Raw genomic sequence first — 24,887 nt, forward strand, 5'->3', positions numbered from 1 at the left:
AGCAGGCTTAAAGCGGCGGTTCCGGGGACAATGATGAATTTTCAAGCATTTTCCGAAACCTAGTTTCTTCTGCCGATTTCTTCGACTGCGCCTGCGCCCCTTGCCTGCACAACGGCTTTGAGCCGCCAGTAGAAATCAGAAACTTCCAGCGTCGGTGTGAACTGGTCAATGGGTGGGGGTTCGCTCACGATCGCATGGCGAATTTCTTCTGAACTGATGATTCCAGAGGTGGAATTGTTTTGCGTTGTGTTCGGCAATTGCAGACAGCTTGTTTGATGCAGAGCAGTACCTTCTGCGGGGGAATTAGCTGTGGCATTTTTCCCACTGAGATTCTCCTGAACTGAGCCATCGATCGCCCCCGCCTGGGGAGTTTCGCTGCGATCGGCTCTGAATTCTTCAGCAGTCCCATCGATTGCAGTCCCCTTTATTGAGAGCTGAGCCGTTTTCACCCCCAGCAAAGCTGAACTGGACAGGTCTCCGGCACTCAGCATCGGACGAAGGCTAACTATGCGCTCAAATTCGCCGCTGAAGTGGTAGACCGCACGAGTCCGCCGTCGCCACAGGTTTAAAATTTGCTCGATCGAGATTGCTTTATAGCGTCCTTGATACAGGGCCTCGATTGTTGCCAGGCGAATCCAAAGCGCAGGATACTGCTGCATCCAGTAATCGACCAGTGCCTTGACCGAATATCCGTCCAGGTCAAATCCGTAGCGGCTAATCAGTTCCGTCACTTCTGCTGAGATTTCTTTTGCCAGTTGATTCATGGCTGTGGCAGGGGGAGACAGGGTCAGGAGCAGTTTCTTTCGGGGAAACTACTTTGCATTGCTTGAACAAACATTCTTGCAATTGCATTTCTAGTCTCTCAAGTCTTGCAGGGAAACGCCAACTATCAACCGGAAGGATTTATTGTTGCTGTACGCCATCAATCACATTATCTTCTGAATTTAAGCCCGAAAACGGACCCGGATCACCCGTCCAGTTAAAGTCAAACAGGCGGAATACGATCGAAGCAGCTTCTCGCCTTGGGCTGTAGGCAGCTGTAATCGAATAGGTACGGCGACTATACTCTAGGGTGAAGACCGTATCAATAGTGTCTCCGTTGTCAAGATTGTAGGCAGTTTGCACACCAAACCGAACCGGACCGTAAATTTGCTGCGTGATGCCTGCGCTAAGCACCTGTACATCGGCAACGCGATCGAACAGGAAGGGCGACTCTCCGCTGAGTGCAACGCGCGAATAGGAAATGTTAAAAGCGGTGTAGTCCAAAAACGGGCGCGAAAAATGACCAAATTGCCCTGACAGCGAGATCGATCCATTCACGCTAGCCTGGGTTTCATTGTTGCTGTAAGCACTGTACACCCCACGAATACTGGGAGTCACAGCAACATAGGGTACAACGGGATTGGGAGTATAGCGTAAGCCCTCGGTCGGCGTGGCTGGTAGCGGCGTTCCTGCCCAAATCAAAATTGGGCGCGATAGAGAGACAGTCGCTTGATAACGAGTCAAATCAACGCGCCTATCTTCTTCGTCTGCCTGCGGATCGACGTTTTGTTCCCGCAATAAACTATCTCGATCGGTGCGGGCATTAATGAACTGAACGCCAGCCTGATAGTCCAACAGAATTCCCGTTTGACCCAGTGTAAAAACTGGTGAAGTAATCACCAATCCCAGACTGCTTTGCACATTCTGAAAGCCTAACGACCCGTTAAATAGCCGATCGCGATAGCTATATTCCACTGCCACCGTGTGATTGGCAAAAATACGCTGCTGTGCGCGCAAACTTGCCCGGAACGTATCTTCGAGATCCCCAAGATCCAGACTGGTAAAGACGGCATTTCCGACAATTGAGGTGGTGGGGGTGGGAGTCGCGGTGAGGCTGGCGATCAGACCATAGGATGAACCCGAGAGAAACCCGTCTTCCTCGATTGCCCTTTGCACCAAGATCTGCGGCGTCAGGCTAAAGTCTACGATCGAATTCGAAACGACATTAAAGGCACGCTCGATAAAAAATCCGCCCCGATCGCGTTCGTCGTAGCCGATATTAAATAAACCCGGATTCTGTCGCTCCTGGCTTATTACAGCGCGATCGATCAAGAGGGGCAGCTCTAAGCCCTGGTCAAATACGGCTCTGGGATTGCGGGCGCGAATTTCTGAACTGGTGGGCGACAGGGGCGTTACTGTGACGCGGTTCGATCGCACTTCTAGCTCCGGCGGCGAGAAGGGATCGTTTGTAAGTCGCACATTGGTTGCTTCCCAGCTTTGCCCGTTGAACTGAAGCTGCTCGGCTTCAAAGCGCAGACGAGACAGCGTTGCTCCCTGCTGACTGGGTGCAGCCTGACCTCCGGTTGCCACTCCAAAGATCAGCCCCCCGCCACTGCCTGCTGCCTGAAGCGGCTGAGTCTCAGTGATTTGCGCTCCCACCGACTGAGCAGAACTGAGCGGACTTCCGACAACAGGACGCTGATTCGCATCAAAATCGGTCGAAGCACCGAGATTAACTTCGCCTCTGGCTTGCAGCACTGATCCCCGGTCAAAGCCAAAATTATAGGTAAACTGCTCTCCGCGCAGGGTTTGCTGTCCGCGTTGCAGAGCGGCGTTTCCATCTGCCACAGCTAAGCGATTGGGGATATTCACCTGAACGCGATCGGCGGTTAGAATTGCCTGCCGAAACCGCATGACAACATTCCCCTCGGCGCGAAACACCTGTCGCTGCTCGTCATATTCCTGGCGATCGGCAGAGAGTTCGATAACTTCCGGGACAGTTTGTGCAGCTTGGTTTGGCGTTTGATTCGCGGGCTGTCTTTGATCTGCTCCCGTTCCGTCAGCGGGGACGGCAGGAGCCTCATTTTGACCCGGAATGGTTAAAACTTGCCCGGAGTCTGAACTTCCTGGCGCAGCCGCTTCTGCTGGGGACTGCCCATTTGCCGTCGCAGATTCCACCGAAGGGGGGAGCGGAGTGGAGGGTGAAGTTGACGGACGCCGGGGGGAAATTTGACCCGATCGCGCAAAGTCTTCGACTTCAAGCGCAGGCTCGTTCCGAGGCACAGTTGATCGCGCCTGAGTTACTGCAATCAGCGCATCCAGTTCAGCAACCGGGCGAATCGAGGCTCGACTAGAACCCGTTCCGGGTGGATTCACTGGAAGAACAGGGGATGGCGTTTCTGCTTGAGCGACGACCTCTTGGGGAAACTGCGATGCGATCGATCGTTCTCTGCGCGCTGGCTCAGGTGGGCTCGGTTCGGTTTGAACCGGCTTAGTTTGAGCGTCGGGCTGTGCGGGTTCAGCGAGTTCAACGGTGATCGCACCACCCAGTGATCGAGCATCTACACGCGCTTCCGCCCGCAAATCCGTAGACGAAACAGGCTCTATCGCATCAGGAGCGATCGGTGGCGAAACGGCAGGAGAAGCATTTGGCGTGACATGGTGAACGACTGGCGGTAGGGGTGGCGGAACCGGATAGGGCATACTTACAGCGCAACAGTAAGGACGGATAGCCCTCACTCAGGACTTCAGCCGTCTTCGACAGCGACTCGCTCTACAAAAGGGATAGCTTGTAAAGCGATATCTTGTTTATTGGACAGGCACAAAGCCTGAGGGGTTCCAGAATCTCGATTATTCGAGGTCGCGTTGACTGGGGTTCCGCGCCGGGTCGTTTGACAGGAAACCAAAGAAAAACAGACCGACAAAGAAAGCGACGACGATGTAGACCACGATCTTCAGCGTCAGCATGGCGATCCCTCCAAACCAGATATGTTAAAAATTAGGCTTCATTATCATACACCGTTCCCTCGCATTTCCCGGTTTCGCAGGCGGGATAAGGCGATCGATAAGTGTTTTCTCTTGCACCAAACAGCGTGTAGCGGTTGTCTCGGATTTGCTCATACGCCCGATCGCCAAGCCACTTTGCCCCCGGAAGAGCGCGGTATGCCTCAACAAAGATTTCTCCAAAGGGCAGCCGTTTGCCGATTTCTTCTGCTGCGTCACTGCCCTGCCAGCGTTGTTTGACATCGTTCGCATTCAGCAGGATGATGCCCTGCTCGCAGTCTTTTGCAGAAATGCCAACTGCTTTCAGACTTTCCTCATTCTGCATTGGCACATAGAGAAACTGGTTGCCCTGGTCTAACGTTTCGAGCAGTCGAACCAGATTGACGCACAGGTTACAGTTTCCGTCATAGATTACGTGGTACATGGTCTTGTTGATTACACTGCCCACTATCCTAAGCTAACTAGCTGAATTTCCACTCGTTAGAGCCTTTACCGATTACAGCTTCTACTAATTACAGCCTTGAGTAGAGGGAAGTAGAAGAGATAGCTCTTACGGAAGAGAAACAGGGCTAGTGCAAGGGTTAATGGGTCTGTAGGAAGGGGTAAATATTTTTCTATCTAAAGATATAAACTCATCTTAACCTACGTATTAACAATTCCTTTATCTAAAGACAGTAGGATGCAGGCGAAACTATCCAGAGTTTTTACCCTGAGCATTTCTCATGACATCCCTACTACGGCTTAAGCGACGCGCAGTTTTAGCTTCCTTGGCAGCCCTCTCTATGTCGGTTGCTGTTGCTTGCGCTTCCAGTAACAATGAAGGTCCTTCGGCAACGGCTCCTGCGGCAAGCCCGGCAGCAGGCAATAGCGGTGCAGCAGTCAGCCTCAGCGGTGCTGGTGCATCATTCCCGGCTCCGCTCTATCAGCGTTGGTTTGCAGACTACAACAAAGAAAATCCGAACACCCAAATTAGCTATCAGTCGGTGGGTAGCGGTGCAGGTGTTGAGCAGTTTTTAGCAGGTACGGTTGACTTTGGAGCCAGCGACCAGCCTCTGAAGGACGAAGAAAAAGCACAGTTTAGAGAAAAATACGGAGCTGACGCGATTCAGGTTCCGGTGACAGGCGGCAGCATCGTGATGGCATACAACTTGGAAGGCGTAGACAATCTAAAATTGCCCCGCGAGGTTTATTGCGGCATCGTCACGGGAGAAATTACCCAGTGGAACGACCCGGCGATCGCTTCTGCTAATCAGGGAACGAATCTGCCCAATGAACAAATCCAGTTTGTTCACCGTTCGGACGGCAGCGGCACGACCTTCGGCTTTACCAACCACCTGAAGGCAGCCTGCCCTGAGTGGAAAGCGGGAGCCAATAAGTCGGTGGAGTGGCCCGTAGGTACGGGTGCAAAAGGCAATGAAGGTGTAACGGCTCAAATTCAGCAAACTCCGGGCGCGATCGGCTACACCGAGTTTTCCTATGCCAAAGAGAATGGGCTATCGATGGCTGCGATGGAAAACAAGGCTGGCAACATCATCGAGCCAACTCCCGAAGCAGGTGCGCTAGCCTTCAAGGGTCAAACTGTGCCGGAAGACTTCGCGCTGCTGGTTCCCGACCCGACCGATGAACAGGCATACCCGATCACCACGCTAACCTGGCTGCTGCTCTATCCTCAGTACCAGGACGCAGCAAAGGGTGAAGCGATCAAGAACGTGGTCAACTGGACGCTGGACAACGGCAAAACAGCCGCCAGCGATCTGGGCTATCTCCCAGCCGATCCGGATCTGGCAGGTCGTGTGAAGGAAGAAGTCGCCACCATTAAGTAAGTCAAGGAAGTAAGTCAAGTCAAGGGCGATCGTTGCTTTCCGAATGGTTAACCTGGACGGTGAGTAGACGGTTGCCCTTCTTGACAAATCCTGGCGAACAAAAGTCTTGTCTGCTGCGATCGAAGGTTCAGTTGAAATCAAATTGATGGTGCAGTTTCAAGGCAACTCGCTCAATGAATTCGATGCAGTTTGTCTGAATGTCGATGGCTCAACGGCTGCTTGGTTTCAAGCAGGGCAAATCCTCTGGGGGCAAAGCCTGCGGTATGCTGGTAAATGGCTAAATTGAGCCATCGTCGAAGTTGACCTTGAGATTCTTTGTGAGATTTAGTCATCTGGTTTTTGTTACTCCAGCTCTTTTCTTAAAGTTATGACTTCGCCATCTGCTGCTCCCGAAGAATCGTTAATTCAAGCCTCAAGCAAGTTTCACGCCACGCGCTTAATCGATCGCATTTTTTACTGGCTGACGCTGATCCTTGCAGTGGGGATTGGTGCAGTTCTGGTCTGGATTACTTTTTCGCTGCTGGGCATTGCCTTTCCAGCCATTACCCAGTTCGGCTTAGGGTTTCTAACTCAGTCAGTTTGGAACCCGGTTGAAAATGCATTTGGGGCACTGCCGCAGATTTATGGCACGATCGTTAGCTCGATTCTGGCACTGTTGTTTGCGGTTCCGGTCGGGGTCGGCGTTGCAATCTTCCTGAGCGAAGACTTTTTGCCCCGTCAGATCTTGACTCCGATCGCCTTTCTGGTTGAGCTGTTGGCTGCAATTCCCAGCGTGGTTTACGGGCTGTGGGGCATTTTTGTGCTGATTCCCGCAATCCTGCCCCTACTGCGTGGACTTCACAGCGTGTTTGGCTGGATTCCTTTCTTTTCAACGCCGCCCTCGACGCGCCAGATGTTTGTCACCGCACTGGTGCTGGCGATCATGATTCTGCCGACGATTATTGCTATCTCGCGCGATACGCTGGTCTCTCTGCCGCCGCAGCTTCGTCAAGGAGCTTACGGGCTGGGGGCAACGCGCTGGGAAACAATTCTCAAAGTGCTTTTGCCTGCGGGTCTATCAGGCATTATCGGTTCGGTGATGTTGGCCTTGGGCCGGGCATTAGGCGAGACGATGGCAGCCGCCATGCTGATCGGGAATGCAAACCGGGTAAATGTTTCGTTTTTTGCGCCTGCTTCGACGATCGCCGCGCTGATTGCAAACCAGTTTGGCGAAGCAAGTGGGCTACAGCGTTCTTCGCTATTTTTTGCGGCACTGGTGCTGATGCTGCTGACGCTGGCGGTGAATATCCTGGCAGAGTACATCATCAGCCGCTTTCAGGAAGTTGAGTAGGAAGTTGAGTAAGGTCGTGTTCTTTGCAGTGACTCCAGTAAATTTATGACGATTCCACGCGATCGGGGCGCCAATTCAGCTTTTAATGTTTCAGACGATTCGCTCTTTGTGCCGTCACCCACCCGAAACCTGGTCGGCAAAATCATGACGGGTTTGGTTGGGGCTTGCGCTGCACTTTCGCTGTTGCCGCTGGGTTCGATTCTCTACACAGTCATTTCCAACGGATTTAGCCGTCTGAGTCCAGCCGTGTTGACTGAGCTGCCGCCGCCGCCTCTAGTTGATGGGGGAGGGTTTCGCAATGCGATCGTGGGAACACTGCTTACCAGCTTAATTGGTGCGTTGATTAGTGTTCCGTTCGGCGTTTTGACGGCAATTTATACTGTTGAGTTTGGGCGCGGCAATAAGCTGTCGCAGTTTGTACGGTTTTGTACTAATGTGCTGAGTGGTGTACCGTCGATTATTGCTGGACTGTTTGCCTACGGTATCGTAGTCCTGGTAACGGGTACTTTCTCGGCAGTGGCAGGGGGCGTTGCGCTGGCGGTTTTGATGGTACCGATCGTTATCCGCACCGCCGAGGAAGGGCTGAAGTCGATTCCGCCGGATGTAAGACAGGCGGCAGTTGGCATTGGCGCAACAAATTTTCAGTCGATTTCTCAGATTATCTTGCCTGCTGCCCTACCGTTTATTGCAACGGGCGTGACGCTGGCACTGGCAAGAGCAGTGGGTGAAACGGCTCCGCTGCTGTTTACTGCTCTGTTTAACCAGTATGATGTCAGAGGCGTATGGCAGCCTACGGCAACGCTGTCGGTTCTGATTTACAACTTCGCAATTTCACCCTACAGGAACCAGCAGGAGCTTGCGTGGGTTGCAGCATTGGTCGTTGTGGGTTTGATTTTGGTGGTCAGTATTGTGGCACGAGTCGCAACTCGCCGTAAGGTTTATTAGCGTTCCATCAACGAGCTTTTCCTTGAATTCATTCGTTTAGTTCACCTGATTTGTGGATCTGCTTTTTTGAAGAAAAAGTTACGATCGATTTAAGAAGGTTGATGTTTATTCCGATTTGAAGCGCGCAGAGTTCTACGCCTAAACCACTCTTCTTCATTCACTATGACGAATTCTCCAGCACAGTCCGAATTTAGACCGAGTTCTGTGGGTAACGATGTGGTTATCCGCACTGAGAATGTGTCCATCTACTATGGGTCGTTTCAGGCAGTTCGTAATGTTTTCTTGGACATTCCCAAAAACAAAGTGGTTGCGCTGATCGGTCCTTCGGGCTGCGGCAAAAGTACCCTGCTGCGCTGCTATAACCGTTTAAACGATTTGATTCCGGGAGCGCGAGTCGAAGGCAAAATCACCTATCAGGGCACGGAGTTGTATGACTCGAAAGTAGACCCGGTCGAAGTGCGTCGTCGGATTGGAATGGTGTTCCAGAAACCCAATCCTTTCCCCAAGTCGATCTACGAAAACATTGCCTTTGGTGCGCGGGTTAACGGCTATAAAGGCAATATGGACGAACTGGTAGAGCGATCCCTGCGGGGTGCTGCACTGTGGGATGAAGTCAAAGACAAATTAAAGGCCAGCGGTCTGTCGCTTTCTGGGGGCCAACAGCAGCGGCTTTGCATTGCACGGGCGATCGCGATCGAACCGGAAGTCATTTTAATGGACGAACCTTGCTCCGCCCTTGACCCGATTTCAACGCTGCGGGTTGAGGATCTGATGCACGAGCTGAAAAAGCAGTTCACCATCATTATTGTCACGCACAATATGCAACAAGCCTCTCGCGTAGCGGACTACACTGCGTTCTTTAATGCTGAGGCAGGGAACGGCGGCAGTCGCTATGGTTATCTGGTGGAGTACGATCGCACCGAGAATATTTTCAATTCGCCCCGGCAGCAGGCAACTCAAGATTACGTCAGCGGTCGCTTTGGCTAAGGATTTCGAATCGTAGTTTCGGTGAAATATTCACTTAATTTGAAATGAGCCGATGGCTCTATCGGGGAAACTGCTTCGCACTGCCCTTGCTGAATAATCCGCGACGAATGGCCACCCCCTTTTCATTCGCATTGCTGCACATTGTTCGTCACGGCTATTTATTCCCTTGCCGATCGGGTGAGGGCTTTTTTATCGCTTGAGCAATGGCTTGAGCAGATCGGTTCTAGTCCACTTGCCCTTCGCTGCCGAACTGGAGATGCTAAAAAATAGAACCTTCTCGGTGAGCCGTTACCATCTCGTGATCCTCCATGACCTTTGAAAGACTGTATCCCCTGGCGCATTGAAAATTAGAAAACTCGTATCACAATAAGAGAAGTAATAAATCGTAATCCTTCTAGATTTCTCCCGGCTATGACGCTGACCCCAACTCCTCTCCTGGCTGCCCCTCAGACCTGGATGTGGCGTGGTTTTCCCATCTGTTATCAAACTCAAGGGCAAACCGGGCCTGCAATCGTCCTGATTCATGGCTTTGGTGCATCCTGGCGACACTGGCGCAAAAATATTCCGGTGCTGGCAGGCATTGGGCGAGTATATGCGGTCGACCTGATTGGCTTTGGCAACTCGGCAAAACCGAAGCCTGGTGAGGAAATTGACTACACCTTTGAAACGTGGGGACAGCAGATTGCCGATTTCTGCAAAGAGGTCGTCGGTACGCCTGCTTTTCTGGTAGGAAACTCGGTCGGCTGTATTGCGGCAATGCAAGCAGCGGCAGATCATCCTGAAATTGCCCGGAAAGTTGCCCTGCTCAACTGCTCTTTACGGCTTCTGCACGATCGCCGGCGTGCCCAATTGCCCTGGTATCGGCGGGTCGGTGCTCCTTTATTGCAGAGCGTTCTGTCTGTACGCTGGGTTGGGCAAAATTTCTTTCGCCTGATAGCCCGTCCAAAAACAGTGCGGAAAATTCTGCAAAAGGCGTATATCAACCCGGAAATCGTCACCGATGAATTGGTCGATTTGCTCATGGCTCCGGCGGCTGATCCAGGTGCGGCAGATGTGTTTCTTGCTTTCACCCGCTATTCCTATGGTCCCTTACCCGAAGATCTGCTAGAACGCCTCTCTTGCCCAGTGCTAATTTTGTGGGGAACTGATGACCCCTGGGAACCTGTGGACTTGGGGCGTAATCTGGCAAATTTTCCTGTTGTGGAGCAGTTCATTCCGCTGGAGGGCGTAGGTCACTGTCCCCAGGATGAAGCTCCCGATCGCGTCAATGCCCTCTTAGGGGATTGGATTCAAACATCAGTGCAGCAAGAAGCGCAGCAGGGGTAATTTGTTATGACCCAGAAACAGCCAACCCTGCTTGCACTTGATTTTGATGGCGTGATTTGCGACGGACTGCTGGAGTATTTTGAAACCGCATGGCGAGCATACTGCCGCATCTGGTTGGCTGGGGACAAAACGCCGCCAGAAGGACTGGCAGAAATTTTTTATCGTCTGCGTCCTGTGGTTGAAACGGGCTGGGAAATGCCCTGTGTCCTGCGATCGATCCTGCAAGGAATGCCCGAAGCAGAGATCTTGCGGAACTGGAGCGCGATTTGCCTGGATCTGGTACAAACCGAAGGGTTGGTTCCGGTGGAGGTCGAGCAGGTCGTCGATCGCGTCCGCGATGAATGGATTACGCTGGATCTGGCAGGCTGGCTATCGCTGCACCGATTTTATCCAGGTGTCACTCTACAGCTTCAGCGCATTATTACAGAGGGCATTGAGCTATTTATTGTGACGACGAAAGAAGATCGTTTTGTCCAGCAGTTGCTTGCTCAGGCAGGCGTGAATTTGTCTGCGTCGCGAATTTTCGGCAAATCAGTTCGCCAGCCCAAAGCGCAAACCCTGCGCCAGCTCCAGCAGTCAGCGGCTGCTTCTGAACCCCTGATCTGGTTTGTTGAAGATCGGCTGAAAACGCTTCAGACCATTGCCCCTCAAGTTGATTTGCAGAATGTTGAGCTATTTCTGGCGGATTGGGGCTACAATACCGCAGGCGATCGAGCGGTTGCACAGCAGGATGAGCGAATTCATTTGCTCACACTAGAACAGTTTACGCAGCCGCCAGAACAGTGGAGCTAGCTTTACAAAGCCGCAACACGTCAATCCTCGAAACCTTACGAATTCGCTTACAATCTCATCTGATGTGAGATGAATTGAGATGGCGCAATCGCAATTTTCGGCATTGCTGCTCCGATAGATGAATTCTGTAAGGGTGATCTGCAAACCACTGCTAGCGCAGAACTCCCTATCGAAAATCCGATTTCCATTCAGCAATGCCCAATTTTCCTGGTGTTGCTACGGATTGCAAGTAAAAATTCAAACTAGATCAAAGCTGGTTTTAATGCCTTTCCAGTCCTGGAAGAACATGTGGGAAACGTCATTGAGTGAAACCTATTTAGTTCATTAAGCTGACTTGTTCTCTCAGTATTAGCCAATTTTAGAAAGTAGAACTGACACACAAAATTTTTCCGAATCAGGTCTTTTTGGTAAAGTTTGGTTGTCCTTCAGGATGGAATTTTGAGGGATCACTGCATTCCCCGGTTCCGGCGACCTGTCAATCGCTAGAAGCTTTATGGAAGCTAGCTTGGACGGATTCTTCAATTGCTTGTAATCGATCGTCTGGTAGCAGGGTTTAAAGCAGTGATGAAGTTGAGTTTCATGACCTCATAGAGACTTTATAGATTGCTAGCCTGTACTTCTAAGAAATGGTGCTATTTATAGAAACTAGGACAATTTAACGATTTGTTTTTAGCAGGTGAATTGGTTTGCTTTGTTTGCCTTTTGGGAAGACTAGCTTTAGCAGTGAATTTAAGCCATAAGCAGTTTTCCTGCACTTTAGCAAAGCCTCGCTATCCCTCTGATTTGCCTTTACTGTCCTGCAAAGCCTGCTTCAGACAAGTGCGCCTCTAAAAACCATTACCCAATGCGTGTGTTTAACCTGATCGTCTAGTTCACCTCACTCCCGCCTTTGGGCGGTTATCTTTTCAGATGAAGACCGACTCCATTGAGCACCACCCGACCGACTCAGAGTTCACAGTTTATGATTGCGAAATTCACCTTAAGTTTCGCCTGATTGAGGAAAAACACACCCTGCTCGATCGCGATCGGCTCCTGGAGATTTTGCTTGATGCCCTCTCCTATGGGGCAGATGAGTATTTAGAGCCGATGCAATCCAAGGTTAACGTGCAGGAAGTTTCCGAAGTCGAAGCTTCCCCACAAATGCGCCGCCAGCTCATTCGCCTTCGCAACTCAAACGACCTGATCTAAAGCATGATGATCTAGATCATGAATGGATTGAATCTGCAATCCTAGTCTTCGCGCACCACATCGGTTAATGCCTGTTTGACCGTTGTGTACTGATACGCAAATCCGCTTTCCTGGGTTCGCTTTGGCAAAACCTGCTGTCCTTCCAGGACGACCTTTGCAGCATCGCCAAGCATTAGCTCCAGCGCGAAATTGGGCACAGGTAGCCACGATGGACGCTTCATCGCGTCCCCAAGGCTCTGGCTGAGTTCTGCCATTCGTACCGGGTTTGGAGCCGTTGCGTTATAGGTTCCGCTCATTTCGGGCTGGGTCAGTGCCTTGAGAATTAAATTCACCATATCTTCAAGGTGAATCCAGGAAAACCACTGGCGACCGTTACCAATCGGTCCTCCGGCAAACATTCGGAAGGGCAGCAGCATCTTGGCGATCGCCCCACCCTGACCGAGAACAATTCCAGTGCGGAGGATCACCAGCCGAGTCCCCGACTCCTCCACTTTTTGCGCGGCGGCTTCCCAGGCTTGACATACTTCTGCCAGGTAGTCGTTTCCTGCCGGACTGGCTTCATCAAAGGTTGCCGTTTCGCTCGTGCCGTAGTAGCCGATCGCCGAGGAATTGACCAGCACAGACGGGCGCGGATTTGCCTGAGCAATTGCCTCCACAATTTTTTCAGTGCCTGCTTTCCGGCTATCCATAATTTCCTGCTTGCGTTCAGGCGTCCAGCGGCTTTCGGCGATTGGCGCACCTGCCAAATTCACCACGCCATCACAGCCTGAAATTAACTGCTGCCAGGTTCCCGATTGCAGAGGCTGATAGGCGACGACTTCCACATTGGGATATTTAGAGACTGGGAAAAGCGACTTGGCGCGATCGGCGTTGCGCGTTAGCACCACCACGGAATGTCCCTCTGTTTGAAGCCGTTCAACCAGACGACTGCCAATAAATCCGGTTGCTCCGGTCACTGCAATTTTCATGCGCTACTCCTTGCGGGACTCTCCATATGTCATTTCATTTGCCTCAGCATATCGCTCTATAAAGCGCATCAGCCGTTCCCAGTGATCTTCGCGATCGACTTGCAGCACACATTCGACTCGCTCCAAATCATCGCCTTCGGGTCCGCCAAACACAAAGCGTACTGAGGCTGGCTCGATGTTGATATTGCCTTCGCTGTCGTTGAGTGACATTCCTCCGGCAAATCGATTGGTATAACTTTGGAAGCGATCGATCGATCGCAGGCCTTTAAAGGTCATCAGAATGCTGCGAACTCCGGTGGCACGATTGCGGCGAAAACTGATACCGCTCAGCTCCTCAGAAATACCTTCAAAAAACTGAATCGAGGGAGTTGCGTCTGCCATGAAGCTCACATCAGCTTTCGCTGTGATCATTCCTACCAGAGTTAGTATAAATCCCGCCGTTGCCTAAAACGACGATGATTCTCCTCTGTAGCGAGCGGGCGGGTTAGGCGATCGGGCAAGTTAGGGGTAGCGAAGGGTGGCAACGATCGGCAGGTGGTCGGAGTTTGCGTCTGGTCCTACAAATGCGTCAATCGCCTGAATCTCATCGGTATGCCAGATATAGTCAATTCTTTGCACCGGAAACGGGATGCCTTTTACTGAAATGGTATGACCCAAGCCCCAGCCGCGCTCCTGAAAGCTATCCTTGAACACCTGGCGAAGCTGGGCATAGGTTTCGGAGGTATCGGTCATATTGCAATCGCACAGCATCAGAGTTGGCAGTGATTGTGACCGCACAAGCGTCTGAAGAGAGGCAGTCTCGGCAGCTCGACGGCTGTAGCGATCGCGGGTTTCAGCAGCAAATCGACTCAGCGGGAAAAGGGGCATATTGTTGGGGGCAAGATGCGTGACCAGCACATTGAGCGGTCGATCGTTCTTACGTGGATTGTGACTTGCAGCCCCCGTTCCAAGGGCGGGTTAGGCAGGGCGGTCATGCTGTCGATCGGTAAACGGCTGAACAGCGCAACTGTGTGGAACAAATCAACCGGATGCACTGCGCGGTAAGGGTAATCAGGTGCGAGTACTGCTGCCAGGTTGGACACTTCACCAGGCTGTAATTCCTGCAAGCCAATTAAATCGGGCTGAGCAGTGCGAATCATCTGAGCAACTTTGCCATAGTTCTGATTATCCCAGCGCAGGTTGAAGCTCATGACTTTTAAGGTAGGCTGTGCCGGAGCGGGCAGCGCGGCTTTGGCAAAGGGATTGAACAGCGGATAAAACAGACTGAGAAAGAGCAGGCAGGCAAAGAGCAATCCCAGGAGCAACTGTCGCTGACGAGACCAGAGGTATAGGGGCAAGAAGACCACGATCGGCACAAACAGATAGAAAGCCAGCGTATTCAGCAAGGCTAACCACCAGAATCGATCGAAGAATAAGAGGCGGAGACTAAACCATACCAGCAGAGCTACCAGATAAAGCCAGCTTAGAAGACCAATGACAGAAAAACGTCTTCGTCGCCGAAAAACAAGCATTATCCAATCCTCGAGTCCCCCATTGGCTCATCCATAACCCCCCCTACCCGCATGCCCGTTGCAGCGTCGGCACAAAATCCGGGTAAGAAATTGCAGCCGCTTCCGCTCGATGAATCGTCGTTTTGCCAGTGGCAATTAGGGCAGCGATCGCCAGACTCATTGCAATTCGGTGGTCGGTGTGGCTATCGAGTTCGGCTCCCGTCAGGGGGGTTTGTCCGGTAATTTCTAAACCATCGGGTAATTCAGTGACGCTGGCTCCCATCTGGCTAAGTTGGGCTGCCATCACTGCGAGGCGATCGCTTTCTTTAACCCGTAACTCTTCGGCATCTTTGATCAGAGTGGTGCCACTGGCACAAGTTGCTGCGACTGCCAGAATTGGAATTTCGTCGATCAGTCGGGGAATTACGTCTCCGGCGATCGTGCAGGCTTTAAGCGGTGCATAGCGAACTCGCACATCGGCAACGGGTTCTCCGGCAACTTCGCGCTGATTTTCCAGCGTCACATCGGCTTCCATCGCCTGTAAAACTTCCAGAATGCCAGTGCGGGTTGGATTGACCCCCACATTTTCGATTGTTAAATCAGAACCGGGAACGATCGCAGCGGCTACCATCCAGAAGGCTGCGGAGCTGATGTCTCCTGGGACAATTACGGTCTGCCCGTGAAGCTGAGCAGGTCCAGTGACCGTTGCACTGCACGTTTCGGGATCAACCGTGATAGTTGCCCCAAATGCCCGCAGCATTCGTTCGCTGTGGTCACGCGAGAGGGCAGGTTCGGTAACGGTCGTTTTGCCCTCGGTGAGCAGCCCTGCCAGCAAAATGCAGGATTTTACTTGGGCAGAGGCGATCGGCGACCGGTAGTGAATCGGCTGGAGCGTTTGTCCCTGAACGGCAAGCGGCGCGTAGCCCCCCGCTCGGTGCCAGATTTGCGCCCCCATATGCTGAAGGGGTTTAATGACGCGAGACATCGGACGCGATCGAAGCGAAGCATCACCCGTCACGGTAAAAAACCGTCCGGGATGGGACGCCAGCAGCCCCAGCATCAACCGCATTGTGGTTCCCGAATTGCCTGCGTCGAGAAAATCGATTGGCTCTTGAAGCTGCCCTAAGCCAATGCCCTGCACCGTGACGCGATCGGTGTTAAGTTCAGAAATCGTTGCGCCCATTGCCCGAAAGCAGCTTGCCGTACTGCGCGGATCTTCGCCTAGCAGCAGCCCTTGAATTTGGGTTTCGCCGCTTGCCAGAGCACCCAGCATCAACGCCCGATGGGAAATTGACTTATCTCCCGGAATCTGGATTCGTCCCCGTAGCGCAAACCCCTCGCTGGGAGGGGCGATCGTCAGCGAATGATGGGGTTCAGTACGGTTCAGGTTGATAGCGTCGGTAGGCATTGGGATAGACTGACGATAAGCACGCTAGTCATCCTAACTCTTTCCGGAATCATTTGATTACCCTGTCGCCCGTGTCTTCTTTTACTCTTCATCGCTTTCTTCATTGCTATGTTGACTCAACATCGCCATCCGGTCTGTTTGTCTTTCATGTCCTACGATTTGCCGCTATGGTCAGTGGTCGAGGGGGAGGCAACACTTTATCAAAAAGACGCAGAGCGGTTTCATTTGCTGATGACCGAACCCTTAGTGCAGGGGTTTGATGCTTTTGACGGTCATGCTTTTGAAAGTCATGCTTTTGACGATCATCCTGTCGATCGCGAATCAGAAAATGCAATGCCGAGAACGCCTCGATTGCTATGGCTAGAGCTGTCGCCCTATCGCGTTACGATGACAATGCAGGGTAACGGCAAATTTAGCTATCGCCACTTTTGGGAACAGGGCGTTTACGGGGTGAGCCGCTATTGGCTTCAAAACGACGATGCGCGTCAGCAGCCGATTCGCCTTCGCAATTTTACGCGCAGCCTTACGCTCTCTAGTCAGCCGATTCCGCAACAGTTTCGGGTGGAGTATGAACTGTGGACGAATCAGCTCCAGGTTGGGCGATATGTTTTGAATTTAGAAATTCAGTAGAGATTTAGCAGGAATTCACGGGGAGGGGTTAAGCCGATAAACGGGCAGCGTAAAGTGAAAGCAGCTTCCCTGCTCCTGCTCGGAATCGACCCAGATTTGCCCGTAGTGTGCCTGTACAATGCGGCGACAAAGGGCTAGCCCAATGCCATAGCCTTCCTTTCCTTCATCGCGCTCAAGCCGAAACCGATCTTCAAAAATGTGCTGCTGATTTTCGGGCGGAATGCCAGGACCATTATCGCTAATGCTCACCTGGACTTTTTGAGTGGTGCGATGCAGAATTGCCACGGAGATCGTGCCGGATTCGGGGGTATATTTAATGGCGTTGTCGAGCAAGTTGACAATCACCTGCTTCACCCGCTCGGCATCCGCATAGACGTAGGGCAGATCCGAGGGAATATCGGTCGAAATCTGCTGTACTTTTGCCTCAATTCGATCGCCTAAATGCTCGATCGCCTCCAGGCAGAGTTTCCCCAGCTCTAGCTTTTGCGGCTGCATCCGAAATTCGGAGTTGCGTTCGCGGGCTGCCTGCAAAATGTCGGTGATCATGCGATCGAGTGCTTTGGTTTGGGTGCGGGCATGGCGAACCAACTGGGCAAACAGATCGGGCTTCAGCCGAAATCCGCCGTCTGATTTTGCAGTGCTGCCAAGTTCCAGGGTTTCAAGGGCGATCGACACCGCAGTTAGGGGATTTCGCAGATCGTGTGCCAGCATTGCAATCAGATGATCTTTGAACTGAAGCTGTGCCTGAAACTCTTCTTTCTCACGCTGAAGCCGAAAGATTTCGTCGGACAGTTTGAGTAGCTCCGCCGATTCTTTGATGGAGCGAATTTGCTCTAGTTTTTCGCTGTCCTGCACCTCAGCCAGGCGAGACGATTCCAGATAATCTTCAACCGATCGCAGCCAGCGTGACCACCAATCTTCGATCTGGGCGACCAGATTACTTCCTGCCAGAATTTGCTGCGGTTCAGGATGAATCTTGATGAGAGAGGGAGTTGCTACTAGCTTGAAGTGCTCTGCCAGGTGAGGTTGCTCACTCACGTCGACGATCTGAAGCGTATAAGGCTCACTGGAATGGCTAGCTGCTAGGGCTTTAAGGCAATTTCTGACCTGACGAATGCGTTCGCCCGAACTGGGTCGCTTATCCACAAACAGCAAAAGCTGAAGCGGAGCCTCGGAAATTATCATCTGAGACGGCAGTGCCTCCATGCAAATTGCAGACGCTAGACCAATAAAAACCAGACCAATAAAAACTAAACAGTAAATAGCCCTATCTTTTCCAATGGGGCCAAATCGCCGTACGTCTTCAACTTTACTTCATTATTCCGCTAAATCGTCTGCTGCCCTTCCGACTTCATGCCCGATTTACTCGTCAGCCTGATTCGACAAAAGACAGTGAACAAGTCGAAATAGAATAGGCTTTATCCCCTTTTGTTTTTTATCTTGCAATTGTAGCGATCGTCGCTTTGGTGGATATAAGGAAAGCAGAAAACCCTTTCTCTCATGCACGGGTTTTATTCCTGCATCCCGTCCCGAACTGACGGCTACTGCGATTGTTGCGATTCCCGCGAGGTTTGTCAGGTATGAAAATTCTGGTACTGGCTTGGGAGTTTCCACCGCGCATTGTGGGAGGAATTTCGCGCCATGTAGCAGAGCTATATCCAGAGCTGGTCAAGCTGGGGCATGAGATTCACCTGCTGACGGTGGAGTTCGGACAGGCTCCTCGCTACGAAGTGGTGGATGGCATTTCCGTGCATCGGGTTCCAGTGGGAGAGAGCCAAAACTTTTTCCAGTGGGTTGCCCGGATGAATGACAGCATGGGTCAGCACGGCGGCAAGCTACTGCAGGAAGACGGACCGTTTGATCTGATCCACGCTCACGATTGGCTAGTGGCAGATGCAGCGATCGCCCTGAAGCACATCTTCAAAGTACCGATGGTTGCCACAATTCACGCCACAGAACACGGACGCTGGAACGGACTGCACAATGATACCCACCGCTATATTCACAGCAAAGAAGCAAGGCTAATCAGCGAAGCGTGGCGTGTGATCGTCTGCACCGAGTACATGCGGCAGGAACTCGTGCGTGTCTTTGGGTGTGCGGCAGACAAAATGGATGTGATTTACAACGGTATCTGTCTCAAACGGCAGGAACCCCGGCGAGAGTTTGACTACTGGCGGTTTCGCCGTCGCTTTGCCGCCGATCAGGAAAAGATTGTTTACTATGTCGGGCGGATTACTTACGAGAAGGGAGTCAGTCTGATGCTGGCAGCCGCTCCAAAGGTGATTGGGGCAATGAGTGGACGGGTCAAGTTTGTGATTATTGGCGGCGGCAACACCGATAGCCTGAAGCAGCAAGCCTGGGAGACGGGTATCTGGCACAAATGCTATTTCGCTGGATTTATGGCAGAAGACGAGCTAAATCAGTTTCGCACGATCGCTGACTGTGCTGTATTCCCCAGCCTGTATGAGCCGTTTGGCATTGTGGCACTCGAAAGCTTTGCCGCCCGCATTCCGGTCGTGGTTTCTAACGCAGGCGGATTTCCCGAAGTCGTGCAGCACGGCAAAACCGGGATGGTGACCTATGCAGGCAGCGCGGACTCGATCGCCTGGGGCATTATCGAAATCCTTCAGCATCCCGAATTCGCGCAGCAGATGGTTGAAAACGCTTACACCGATCTGGATTTGCGGTTTAACTGGCACAAACTGGCGGTCGAGACTCAGGCAGTTTATCAGCAGGTGGTACAGGAGCGCTCGGCGATCGAATGGTGATGGCGATCGAATGGCGATGGGATAGGGAATGGTTGAAAAGCATTGCGGCAGGTCGCAGAGCCAAAGCCCTTTACTGCTCGATTGCCGATCGCCCTTGTTTGCCGAGCCGCACAAAGACGAAGTAAATCAGGTACAGCGCGTAGATGACCAGTCCTGCAACGCCCAGAAAGCCCAGGAAGCCGGACGTATAGCGGGGGTGGAAAAAGGCGTGATAGCCGATCGCAGGCTGGAGCCACACTTGACAAAAAGGACTGGCAAACGTCGCCTGAGAAAACGCGCACTGCAAAAAGGGCAGACTCGCCAGCGCACCCAGCGCACAATAAACTGTAACCGCCCATCTCCAGGCAGAAAATGCCAGCTTGAAGCCGCTCTTGCGCAGTTCAGAAATTTCCTCGTTTAGATCGACCCAGAACCACAAGCTGATCGGAATCAGCACCCGTGCCAGCAGACCTGTAATAAAGCTAATCGGCAAATTCCCAGTCATCAGATACACCGTGATCGCCAGCAAGCTTGCTACTCGCCAGTAGATGATCAGCAGTCGCATGGCAGGTTCCACTTTGGCAAACAGTGCCCAAACTAAAAGAATCAGCGGCAGAAGCACGGTAAACAGCACCGCCAGACGGTAATCCATCCAGACAAGCGATCGAATAAGGTCTTGAGACATGATGAGTCAGGCACAAAGGACTGGCGCGTAATCGCGGTACTCATTGTAGTCCAACCCTTTCGTAGTTGATCAGAAGTCAGCGCAAGTCAATCAGATTAATAAGAAAAGTTAATAAGAGAAGTAAACGGGAGAATTCGCTACCCGCTTACCCGGCTGTACCACCGCAGCAAAATTCGTGCCAGCCGATCGGGGTCATGGCGCACTAATCCGGTTTGTTCGTCTTCGTCCATCACATTTGCCACGATCGCCCGTCGCCCAAGCTGCATGACGGCTTCGCGATCGAAATAAACCGGATGGGATTGTTCTTGAGCATATTTAATCAGCGAACCTGCCGAAGGGGACTGCCGCTGCACCAGTACTGCATCAAACAGCAGTGCACCTGCCACTTGATCGATCGTGCGGATATGGTCAGACACCGTAAAGCCGTCGGTTTCCCCTGGTTGGGTCATGATGTTGCACACATAGATTCGCAGTGCTTTAGAACGGGCAATCGACTGGGCAATCTTCGGCACTAAAAGATTAGGTGCGATGCTGGTATAGAGCGAACCGGGACCAATAATAACGTAGTCGGCTTCCTGGATTGCCTGAATCGCTTTAGGTAAAGCCGGAGGATTCGCAGGAGTGCAGCCAATGCGAACAATTTTGCCGCCTGCTTCGGGGATATTTGATTCGCCTTCGATAAGCCGTCCATCTGCCATTTCTGCCCAAAGCCGCATATCGGTGAGCGTCGCCGGAAGAACTTGCCCGCGTACGGCTAATACCTGCGAAATGGCTGCGATCGCCCGCTCCAGGTTGCCGCCCGTGACTTCGCTCATCGCCGTCAGAAACAAATTGCCAAAGCTGTGTCCGCTCAGCCCATCCCCTGCCTGAAACCGATACTGAAATAGCTCGGTCAGCAGTTTTTCTTCGTCCGCCAGTGCCGCCAAACAGTTGCGAATATCACCCGGTGGCAAAACGCCGATTTCGCGCCGCAGTCTGCCCGAAGATCCGCCGTCATCTGCAACTGTGACGATCGCCGTAATGTTTGCGCTGTAAGCTTTTAAGCCTCTGAGCAGCGTCGATAAACCCGTGCCGCCCCCTACTACCACGATCTTGGGGCCGCGATTTAACCGTCGATGATTCATCAGGCGATCGACCAGTTCCTCGTTGCCCTCTGGCATCAGCACTTCAGTAATGGCATTAAAGCTGCGCGACTGTCCCCACAGCACTAGCAGCATCCCACCAATAATCACCAAAGGACCACTAATGTAGTTCGGAATCAGCGTCGTGATGATTCGCAGTGAGTCTCGCGTTAGCTCGATCAGGTAATAAACCGGAGTCAAGCTTGACCAGATCGCCAAGCCCAGCACCACAAACACCAGCCCACTTGCGCTAATCAAGAGCCAGCGTTTGACAAATAAACCAGGAGCCAGCCACTTAACCCATTGCCCCACCCGATTGGGAGTTCGGTAGCGGGATTCCTGCTTAAGCACCAGCAGTGCTTGTTTGAGAAGAGCCATTAACATAGCCAGCTAAATTTAGGGAAACAGTGAGATCAGCAGTGTAGAGGCAAAATAGAAGCAAGAAATTAGAAACAGGATAGAGCAAGCAGCCTGCGCCAGAAGATAATGCAGAAACTTCAGGCAGAGTTTAGGGATGCACTCAGCGAATGACGTATTAAGATTCAGCAGAGTTACTTTAGCAACGCTTTACCGGAATGGAACAGGAGTTTCTCCGCCTGAGATAATTCTTAGGGCAGCTTTGTAATAAGGTTTCTTTGACAAGGTTTCTTTGGCGAGGTTTCTTTGACAAGGTAGAACACCTTCCCTGCAAGACGATCGCCCGGAACCCTTCAGCCGTACATTCAGCTGTAGGAGCCAACGCTCAACCAACAATGAACCCTTAACGCTTAGACTACAAAAGGAAGACTGAGGATTCCGCAAGGACTGTTGGAATCAATGCGAAGCAGCTTTTCCTTCGGGTAATTGCACCCTAACCACAAGCGGATTGCCTGAAGAATAACACTGAGTGAGAAGTAGCGATCGTCATCCGTACAACTGATTCTATTTCTCATATCTCTCCTGTGCTAGAAAAACTTCTCGCTTGAGACAGAGAAGGCACCGCAGCCCAGTTTGTTCAGATGATTTGCCCAATTTTATTTGCCCGATTTTGTTAGATTTGGTCAATTCAATCCATATTGATGACTGACTATAGACCCGCGATCATCCTTCCTGTCCGCTTCTACTCGGAAAATGGCTGAACCATTGATTGAACTCAAAGGAGTCACAAAAGCCTTTGGTGATCAGGTCGTCCTGGATCACATTGACCTCCCGATCAAGCGGGGTGAAGCACTCGCGATTATTGGTCCTTCGGGAACCGGAAAATCGACTATTCTGCGCGTGATTGCTGGACTGCTGCTGCCAGACGAAGGCGAAATTTACGTTCAGGGACAGCGGCGTGAAGGCTCCGTGGATGACAATCCCGATCCGATCAATATCAGCATGGTGTTTCAGAACGCTGCCCTGTTTGATTCGCTCACTGTTGCAGAAAATGTGGGCTTTTTGCTGTATCAGCACTCGCGGCTATCCCGCAAGCGGATTCGGCAGCTCGTCGAAGAAAAGCTGGAAATGGTGGGTTTGCCAGGAATTGGCGATCGATTTCCAGCCGAACTCTCTGGGGGGATGCGCAAGCGAGTCAGCTTTGCCAGAGCGATTATGGACGATCCCGATGACCCTGCTTCTAGCCCCGAAGTGATTCTCTACGACGAGCCAACCGCCGGACTCGACCCGATCGCCTCCACCGTGATCGAAGACCTGATTCGCCAACTCCAGCGCGCCAGGGGTGGATGCAGCACTTACATCATCATCACCCACCAGGACAGCACCATTCGCCGCACTGCTGATCGGATTGTGTTTCTGTATCACGGCAAAATCCAGTGGCAGGGAACCCCAGCCGATATCGATACGACCGATCATCCTGTAGCGCGTCAGTTCTTTAGCGGCAGTATTAACGGACCGATTCAGATTGCTGGCTAAAAGCAGACTTGCCGTGTTGCCAGAATGCTGCACATCCTTAAAAAACGGTGGACGAAAGACCATCCACTATGGACAATAGACTTTCGGGAAGCCTATAGCTAGATTGCCAGCCAGATGAGAGTTTAGATTGGCGATCGGTCATCTACCTGTATTTTCCATTGGCATCAGAGGGCACATCATGCGATCGCGTACCGTTCGAGAAGGTTCTGTGGGCTTGCTCATTTTGCTGGGGCTGGCTTTGCTGGGCGGGCTAATTCTGTGGATTCGGGGCTTTGCTCCCGGTCGCCGCAGCTACATTATTACGGTCGGGTTTCCTACCGTGTCCGGCATTCAAGAAGGCGCGCAGGTGCAATATCGCGGGGTGCAGGTGGGGCAAACCAAGACCATTCGCGCCTCTGCCAATTTAGTTGAGCTGGATCTGGAAATTTCCCCCGCAACCGTCGTGATTCCCCAAAACTCTCTGGTTGCCGTTTATCAAACCAGCCTAACTGGAGAGAGTGTTGTCGAAATCACGCCTCAGCAAGATATCCCGGCCGCCTTCGCCAATGCTGACCCCCTGGGGCCAGACTGCAATAGCCAGGTGATTGTTTGTAACGGTGACAAACTTCAGGGACAAGGCGGAGTCACCTTTAACCAGCTTCTCGATGCCACCACTCGCTTTGCCAACACCTTTTCTGATCCCCGATTCTTTAACGAACTGCGTCAGCTCACGCGCAATAGTGCCGAGGCTGCGACTGGGGTTGCTAGCCTGACTGGAGAAGTCGCTATCCTTGCCCGATCGCTTCAGCAAGAAGTGGGTTCTGTGACGCGAGAAGCTGCCCTCTCTGCCCGATCGATCGGACGCGCTGCTGACCAGACGGCTCTTACGGCGGCTCAGGTGAGCGACTTGCTCAATACCAATCGGGTGACAATCGTCTCAACGCTCAACAGCATCAGCACTACCAGCACCCAGATTCAGTCGGTTTTAGGTCAGCTCTCTCCAGCCCTTGGCGGCAGCGATACCAACCTCGTCCAAAACCTGCAAACTCTTTCTGCCAATGCAGCTCAGGCGTCAGCGACCCTGCGAAATCTCACCGATGCTGTCGGCACAGCCGATAATATCCTATTGCTTCAGCAAACCCTCGACTCAGCGCGGGCAACGTTTCAAAATGCCCAAAAAATCACCGCCGATCTGGACGAACTCACGGGCGATCCCCGCTTTCGGGACAATGTTCGCAGTCTCGTCAACGGGCTGAGCGGTCTGGTCTCCTCGACCCGGCAGCTTGAGCAGGATGCTGCCATTGCCCAGACCCTTACCCCGATCGCCTCACGGTTTCCCGAAGGGACGATTAGCCCAGAGCGCAACGCTGAAGGAATCGCTGCCCAAGTCGAGCAAAAGCCTGAGGCGGGGCAAAGCACTTCGATCCGATCGAGCCAGGAGGAAATCGCCCCTGCTCCAACCGCAAGTGATGACTCAGATAGCGATTTGAGCACCCTCTTAAACCAGCCCCCCGCTCGCTCTAACCCCCTGGACCAATAGGAACCACAGCAGGGTACAAGAGCCAGTTTTCTGCCTCGCCTCAGACTCCTTTCAAAACCACAGCTAAAAAGGCGCACCGCGGCACGCCTCGAAGGAGCATGAGTAATTCACTGAATCTGACCTACACCCGATCGCCCCCCCATTCCCGAAACTTCCCGCCCCCTCCCAGCCCAGTACGGTCATCGCCCCCTATTCCGCTTGCTCAAACGCTTATCCCGCTCCAGAAGATGCGTTAGTCTAAAGACATTGAACTTAGATTGATGCAACAGG

25 protein-coding genes are annotated in these 24,887 nt (G+C 52.3%); 13 read left to right on the plus strand and 12 right to left on the minus strand.

The genetic code is table 11. The features are described from left to right. Nucleotides 1-59: 59 nt before the first annotated feature. The 4 genes from NDA02_RS15810 to NDA02_RS15825 all read right to left on the minus strand — a co-directional run bounded on the left by NDA02_RS15810 (nt 60) and on the right by NDA02_RS15825 (nt 4,189). Nucleotides 60-764 (minus strand): hypothetical protein, encoded by a 705-nt coding sequence (locus NDA02_RS15810; RefSeq protein WP_348255271.1) that lies wholly within the window; start codon nt 762-764, stop codon nt 60-62. A gap of 139 nt (nt 765-903) precedes the next feature. Beyond that, nucleotides 904-3,465, minus strand: coding sequence for a DUF3769 domain-containing protein (locus tag NDA02_RS15815; RefSeq protein ID WP_348255272.1), 2,562 nt, complete (start codon nt 3,463-3,465; stop codon nt 904-906). Nucleotides 3,466-3,612: 147 nt separating this feature from the next. Further along, nucleotides 3,613-3,729 (minus strand): photosystem II reaction center protein I, encoded by a 117-nt coding sequence (locus NDA02_RS15820; RefSeq protein ID WP_190794573.1) that lies wholly within the window; start codon nt 3,727-3,729, stop codon nt 3,613-3,615. A gap of 31 nt (nt 3,730-3,760) precedes the next feature. Further along, nucleotides 3,761-4,189: a DCC1-like thiol-disulfide oxidoreductase family protein gene (locus NDA02_RS15825; protein ID WP_190794574.1), complete on the minus strand. Its 429-nt coding sequence runs from the start codon at nt 4,187-4,189 to the stop codon at nt 3,761-3,763. Nucleotides 4,190-4,487: 298 nt separating this feature from the next. Between NDA02_RS15825 and pstS the strand changes: the two genes are divergently transcribed. The 8 genes from pstS (at nt 4,488) to NDA02_RS15865 (ending at nt 12,156) form a co-directional block, all read left to right on the plus strand. Beyond that, nucleotides 4,488-5,588, plus strand: a complete 1,101-nt coding sequence (gene pstS / locus NDA02_RS15830) for a phosphate ABC transporter substrate-binding protein PstS (protein WP_190794575.1) — start codon at nt 4,488-4,490, stop codon at nt 5,586-5,588. Between the two features lie 106 nt (nt 5,589-5,694). Further along, a complete protein-coding gene (locus NDA02_RS15835; protein WP_348255274.1) occupies nt 5,695-5,874 on the plus strand; it encodes a hypothetical protein in 180 nt (59 codons plus the stop codon). A gap of 81 nt (nt 5,875-5,955) precedes the next feature. After that, complete coding sequence (pstC, locus tag NDA02_RS15840; protein WP_190794577.1) at nt 5,956-6,918, plus strand: phosphate ABC transporter permease subunit PstC; 963 nt, start codon at nt 5,956-5,958, stop codon at nt 6,916-6,918. Nucleotides 6,919-6,963: 45 nt separating this feature from the next. Continuing rightward, entirely contained in the window at nt 6,964-7,863 is a 900-nt protein-coding gene (pstA, locus tag NDA02_RS15845) for a phosphate ABC transporter permease PstA (protein ID WP_190794578.1), read from the plus strand. Between the two features lie 162 nt (nt 7,864-8,025). After that, entirely contained in the window at nt 8,026-8,850 is an 825-nt protein-coding gene (gene pstB / locus NDA02_RS15850) for a phosphate ABC transporter ATP-binding protein PstB (protein ID WP_190794579.1), read from the plus strand. Nucleotides 8,851-9,261: 411 nt separating this feature from the next. Next, nucleotides 9,262-10,176, plus strand: coding sequence for an alpha/beta fold hydrolase (locus tag NDA02_RS15855; RefSeq protein WP_190794580.1), 915 nt, complete (start codon nt 9,262-9,264; stop codon nt 10,174-10,176). A gap of 6 nt (nt 10,177-10,182) precedes the next feature. After that, complete coding sequence (locus NDA02_RS15860) at nt 10,183-10,968, plus strand: HAD family hydrolase (RefSeq protein ID WP_190794581.1); 786 nt, start codon at nt 10,183-10,185, stop codon at nt 10,966-10,968. Nucleotides 10,969-11,877: 909 nt separating this feature from the next. Then, nucleotides 11,878-12,156: an Npun_R1517 family heterocyst differentiation transcriptional regulator gene (locus NDA02_RS15865; protein WP_190794582.1), complete on the plus strand. Its 279-nt coding sequence runs from the start codon at nt 11,878-11,880 to the stop codon at nt 12,154-12,156. Between the two features lie 41 nt (nt 12,157-12,197). Here the strand turns inward: NDA02_RS15865 and NDA02_RS15870 are convergent, their stop codons facing one another. The 5 genes from NDA02_RS15870 to aroA all read right to left on the minus strand — a co-directional run bounded on the left by NDA02_RS15870 (nt 12,198) and on the right by aroA (nt 16,022). After that, nucleotides 12,198-13,124 carry a TIGR01777 family oxidoreductase gene (locus NDA02_RS15870; protein WP_190794583.1) on the minus strand — a complete coding sequence of 309 codons (927 nt, stop codon included), beginning with the start codon at nt 13,122-13,124 and terminating at the stop codon, nt 12,198-12,200. Nucleotides 13,125-13,127: 3 nt separating this feature from the next. Then, a complete protein-coding gene (gene psb28, locus NDA02_RS15875; protein WP_190794584.1) occupies nt 13,128-13,505 on the minus strand; it encodes a photosystem II reaction center protein Psb28 in 378 nt (125 codons plus the stop codon). A gap of 120 nt (nt 13,506-13,625) precedes the next feature. Beyond that, the gene (locus tag NDA02_RS15880; protein ID WP_190794585.1) at nt 13,626-13,991 is read right to left on the minus strand and encodes a hypothetical protein; all 366 of its coding nucleotides are present in this window, start codon (nt 13,989-13,991) and stop codon (nt 13,626-13,628) included. Further along, nucleotides 13,973-14,635: an endonuclease/exonuclease/phosphatase family protein gene (locus NDA02_RS15885; RefSeq protein ID WP_190794586.1), complete on the minus strand. Its 663-nt coding sequence runs from the start codon at nt 14,633-14,635 to the stop codon at nt 13,973-13,975. The genes NDA02_RS15880 and NDA02_RS15885 overlap by 19 nt, the downstream gene beginning before the upstream one ends. Before the next feature lie 43 nt (nt 14,636-14,678). Further along, the gene (aroA, locus tag NDA02_RS15890) at nt 14,679-16,022 is read right to left on the minus strand and encodes a 3-phosphoshikimate 1-carboxyvinyltransferase (RefSeq protein WP_190794587.1); all 1,344 of its coding nucleotides are present in this window, start codon (nt 16,020-16,022) and stop codon (nt 14,679-14,681) included. Nucleotides 16,023-16,130: 108 nt separating this feature from the next. Here aroA and NDA02_RS15895 point away from each other — a divergent pair, with 108 nt between their 5' ends. Further along, nucleotides 16,131-16,652, plus strand: a complete 522-nt coding sequence (locus tag NDA02_RS15895) for a hypothetical protein (protein WP_190794588.1) — start codon at nt 16,131-16,133, stop codon at nt 16,650-16,652. A gap of 15 nt (nt 16,653-16,667) precedes the next feature. On the opposite strand, the gene NDA02_RS15900 is transcribed toward NDA02_RS15895, so the two are convergent. Further along, the gene (locus tag NDA02_RS15900) at nt 16,668-17,858 is read right to left on the minus strand and encodes a histidine kinase (protein WP_190794589.1); all 1,191 of its coding nucleotides are present in this window, start codon (nt 17,856-17,858) and stop codon (nt 16,668-16,670) included. A gap of 374 nt (nt 17,859-18,232) precedes the next feature. Here NDA02_RS15900 and NDA02_RS15905 point away from each other — a divergent pair, with 374 nt between their 5' ends. Beyond that, nucleotides 18,233-19,420, plus strand: coding sequence for a glycosyltransferase family 4 protein (locus NDA02_RS15905; RefSeq protein WP_190794590.1), 1,188 nt, complete (start codon nt 18,233-18,235; stop codon nt 19,418-19,420). A gap of 70 nt (nt 19,421-19,490) precedes the next feature. Here NDA02_RS15905 and NDA02_RS15910 read toward each other — a convergent pair whose 3' ends face one another. Together NDA02_RS15910 and NDA02_RS15915 are read right to left on the minus strand one after the other, a co-directional pair. Beyond that, complete coding sequence (locus NDA02_RS15910) at nt 19,491-20,084, minus strand: DUF3177 family protein (protein ID WP_190794591.1); 594 nt, start codon at nt 20,082-20,084, stop codon at nt 19,491-19,493. A gap of 137 nt (nt 20,085-20,221) precedes the next feature. Further along, nucleotides 20,222-21,589, minus strand: coding sequence for a gluconeogenesis factor YvcK family protein (locus NDA02_RS15915; protein ID WP_190794592.1), 1,368 nt, complete (start codon nt 21,587-21,589; stop codon nt 20,222-20,224). Between the two features lie 726 nt (nt 21,590-22,315). Here NDA02_RS15915 and NDA02_RS15920 point away from each other — a divergent pair. From NDA02_RS15920 to NDA02_RS15930, 3 genes are all read left to right on the plus strand, one after another. Next, a complete protein-coding gene (locus NDA02_RS15920; protein WP_190794593.1) occupies nt 22,316-23,098 on the plus strand; it encodes an ABC transporter ATP-binding protein in 783 nt (260 codons plus the stop codon). 178 nt (nt 23,099-23,276) lie between these two features. Continuing rightward, entirely contained in the window at nt 23,277-24,617 is a 1,341-nt protein-coding gene (locus NDA02_RS15925; protein WP_348255278.1) for an MlaD family protein, read from the plus strand. Between the two features lie 98 nt (nt 24,618-24,715). Then, entirely contained in the window at nt 24,716-24,853 is a 138-nt protein-coding gene (locus NDA02_RS15930) for a hypothetical protein (RefSeq protein WP_348255279.1), read from the plus strand. Nucleotides 24,854-24,887: the final 34 nt, after the last annotated feature.

Source organism: Leptolyngbya sp. ST-U4 (genome assembly GCF_039962215.1).
In the GTDB taxonomy this organism is placed as follows: Bacteria; Cyanobacteriota; Cyanobacteriia; order Elainellales; family Elainellaceae; genus Leptolyngbya_A.

Coding starts and splice junctions, on each gene's coding strand:
- NDA02_RS15920 (WP_190794593.1), top strand. CDS start 22,316: ATGGCTGAACCATTGATTGAACTCAAAGGAGTCACAAAAGCCTTTGGT.
- NDA02_RS15910 (WP_190794591.1), bottom strand. CDS start 20,084: ATGTCTCAAGACCTTATTCGATCGCTTGTCTGGATGGATTACCGTCTG.
- NDA02_RS15855 (WP_190794580.1), top strand. CDS start 9,262: ATGACGCTGACCCCAACTCCTCTCCTGGCTGCCCCTCAGACCTGGATG.
- NDA02_RS15900 (WP_190794589.1), bottom strand. CDS start 17,858: ATGGAGGCACTGCCGTCTCAGATGATAATTTCCGAGGCTCCGCTTCAG.
- NDA02_RS15895 (WP_190794588.1), top strand. CDS start 16,131: ATGTTGACTCAACATCGCCATCCGGTCTGTTTGTCTTTCATGTCCTAC.
- NDA02_RS15905 (WP_190794590.1), top strand. CDS start 18,233: ATGAAAATTCTGGTACTGGCTTGGGAGTTTCCACCGCGCATTGTGGGA.
- NDA02_RS15860 (WP_190794581.1), top strand. CDS start 10,183: ATGACCCAGAAACAGCCAACCCTGCTTGCACTTGATTTTGATGGCGTG.
- pstB (WP_190794579.1), top strand. CDS start 8,026: ATGACGAATTCTCCAGCACAGTCCGAATTTAGACCGAGTTCTGTGGGT.
- NDA02_RS15820 (WP_190794573.1), bottom strand. CDS start 3,729: ATGCTGACGCTGAAGATCGTGGTCTACATCGTCGTCGCTTTCTTTGTC.
- NDA02_RS15810 (WP_348255271.1), bottom strand. CDS start 764: ATGAATCAACTGGCAAAAGAAATCTCAGCAGAAGTGACGGAACTGATT.
- NDA02_RS15885 (WP_190794586.1), bottom strand. CDS start 14,635: ATGCTTGTTTTTCGGCGACGAAGACGTTTTTCTGTCATTGGTCTTCTA.
- NDA02_RS15815 (WP_348255272.1), bottom strand. CDS start 3,465: ATGCCCTATCCGGTTCCGCCACCCCTACCGCCAGTCGTTCACCATGTC.
- pstS (WP_190794575.1), top strand. CDS start 4,488: ATGACATCCCTACTACGGCTTAAGCGACGCGCAGTTTTAGCTTCCTTG.
- NDA02_RS15880 (WP_190794585.1), bottom strand. CDS start 13,991: ATGCCCCTTTTCCCGCTGAGTCGATTTGCTGCTGAAACCCGCGATCGC.
- NDA02_RS15865 (WP_190794582.1), top strand. CDS start 11,878: ATGAAGACCGACTCCATTGAGCACCACCCGACCGACTCAGAGTTCACA.
- NDA02_RS15825 (WP_190794574.1), bottom strand. CDS start 4,189: ATGTACCACGTAATCTATGACGGAAACTGTAACCTGTGCGTCAATCTG.
- aroA (WP_190794587.1), bottom strand. CDS start 16,022: ATGCCTACCGACGCTATCAACCTGAACCGTACTGAACCCCATCATTCG.
- pstA (WP_190794578.1), top strand. CDS start 6,964: ATGACGATTCCACGCGATCGGGGCGCCAATTCAGCTTTTAATGTTTCA.
- NDA02_RS15930 (WP_348255279.1), top strand. CDS start 24,716: ATGAGTAATTCACTGAATCTGACCTACACCCGATCGCCCCCCCATTCC.
- NDA02_RS15925 (WP_348255278.1), top strand. CDS start 23,277: ATGCGATCGCGTACCGTTCGAGAAGGTTCTGTGGGCTTGCTCATTTTG.
- NDA02_RS15915 (WP_190794592.1), bottom strand. CDS start 21,589: ATGTTAATGGCTCTTCTCAAACAAGCACTGCTGGTGCTTAAGCAGGAA.
- pstC (WP_190794577.1), top strand. CDS start 5,956: ATGACTTCGCCATCTGCTGCTCCCGAAGAATCGTTAATTCAAGCCTCA.
- NDA02_RS15870 (WP_190794583.1), bottom strand. CDS start 13,124: ATGAAAATTGCAGTGACCGGAGCAACCGGATTTATTGGCAGTCGTCTG.
- psb28 (WP_190794584.1), bottom strand. CDS start 13,505: ATGGCAGACGCAACTCCCTCGATTCAGTTTTTTGAAGGTATTTCTGAG.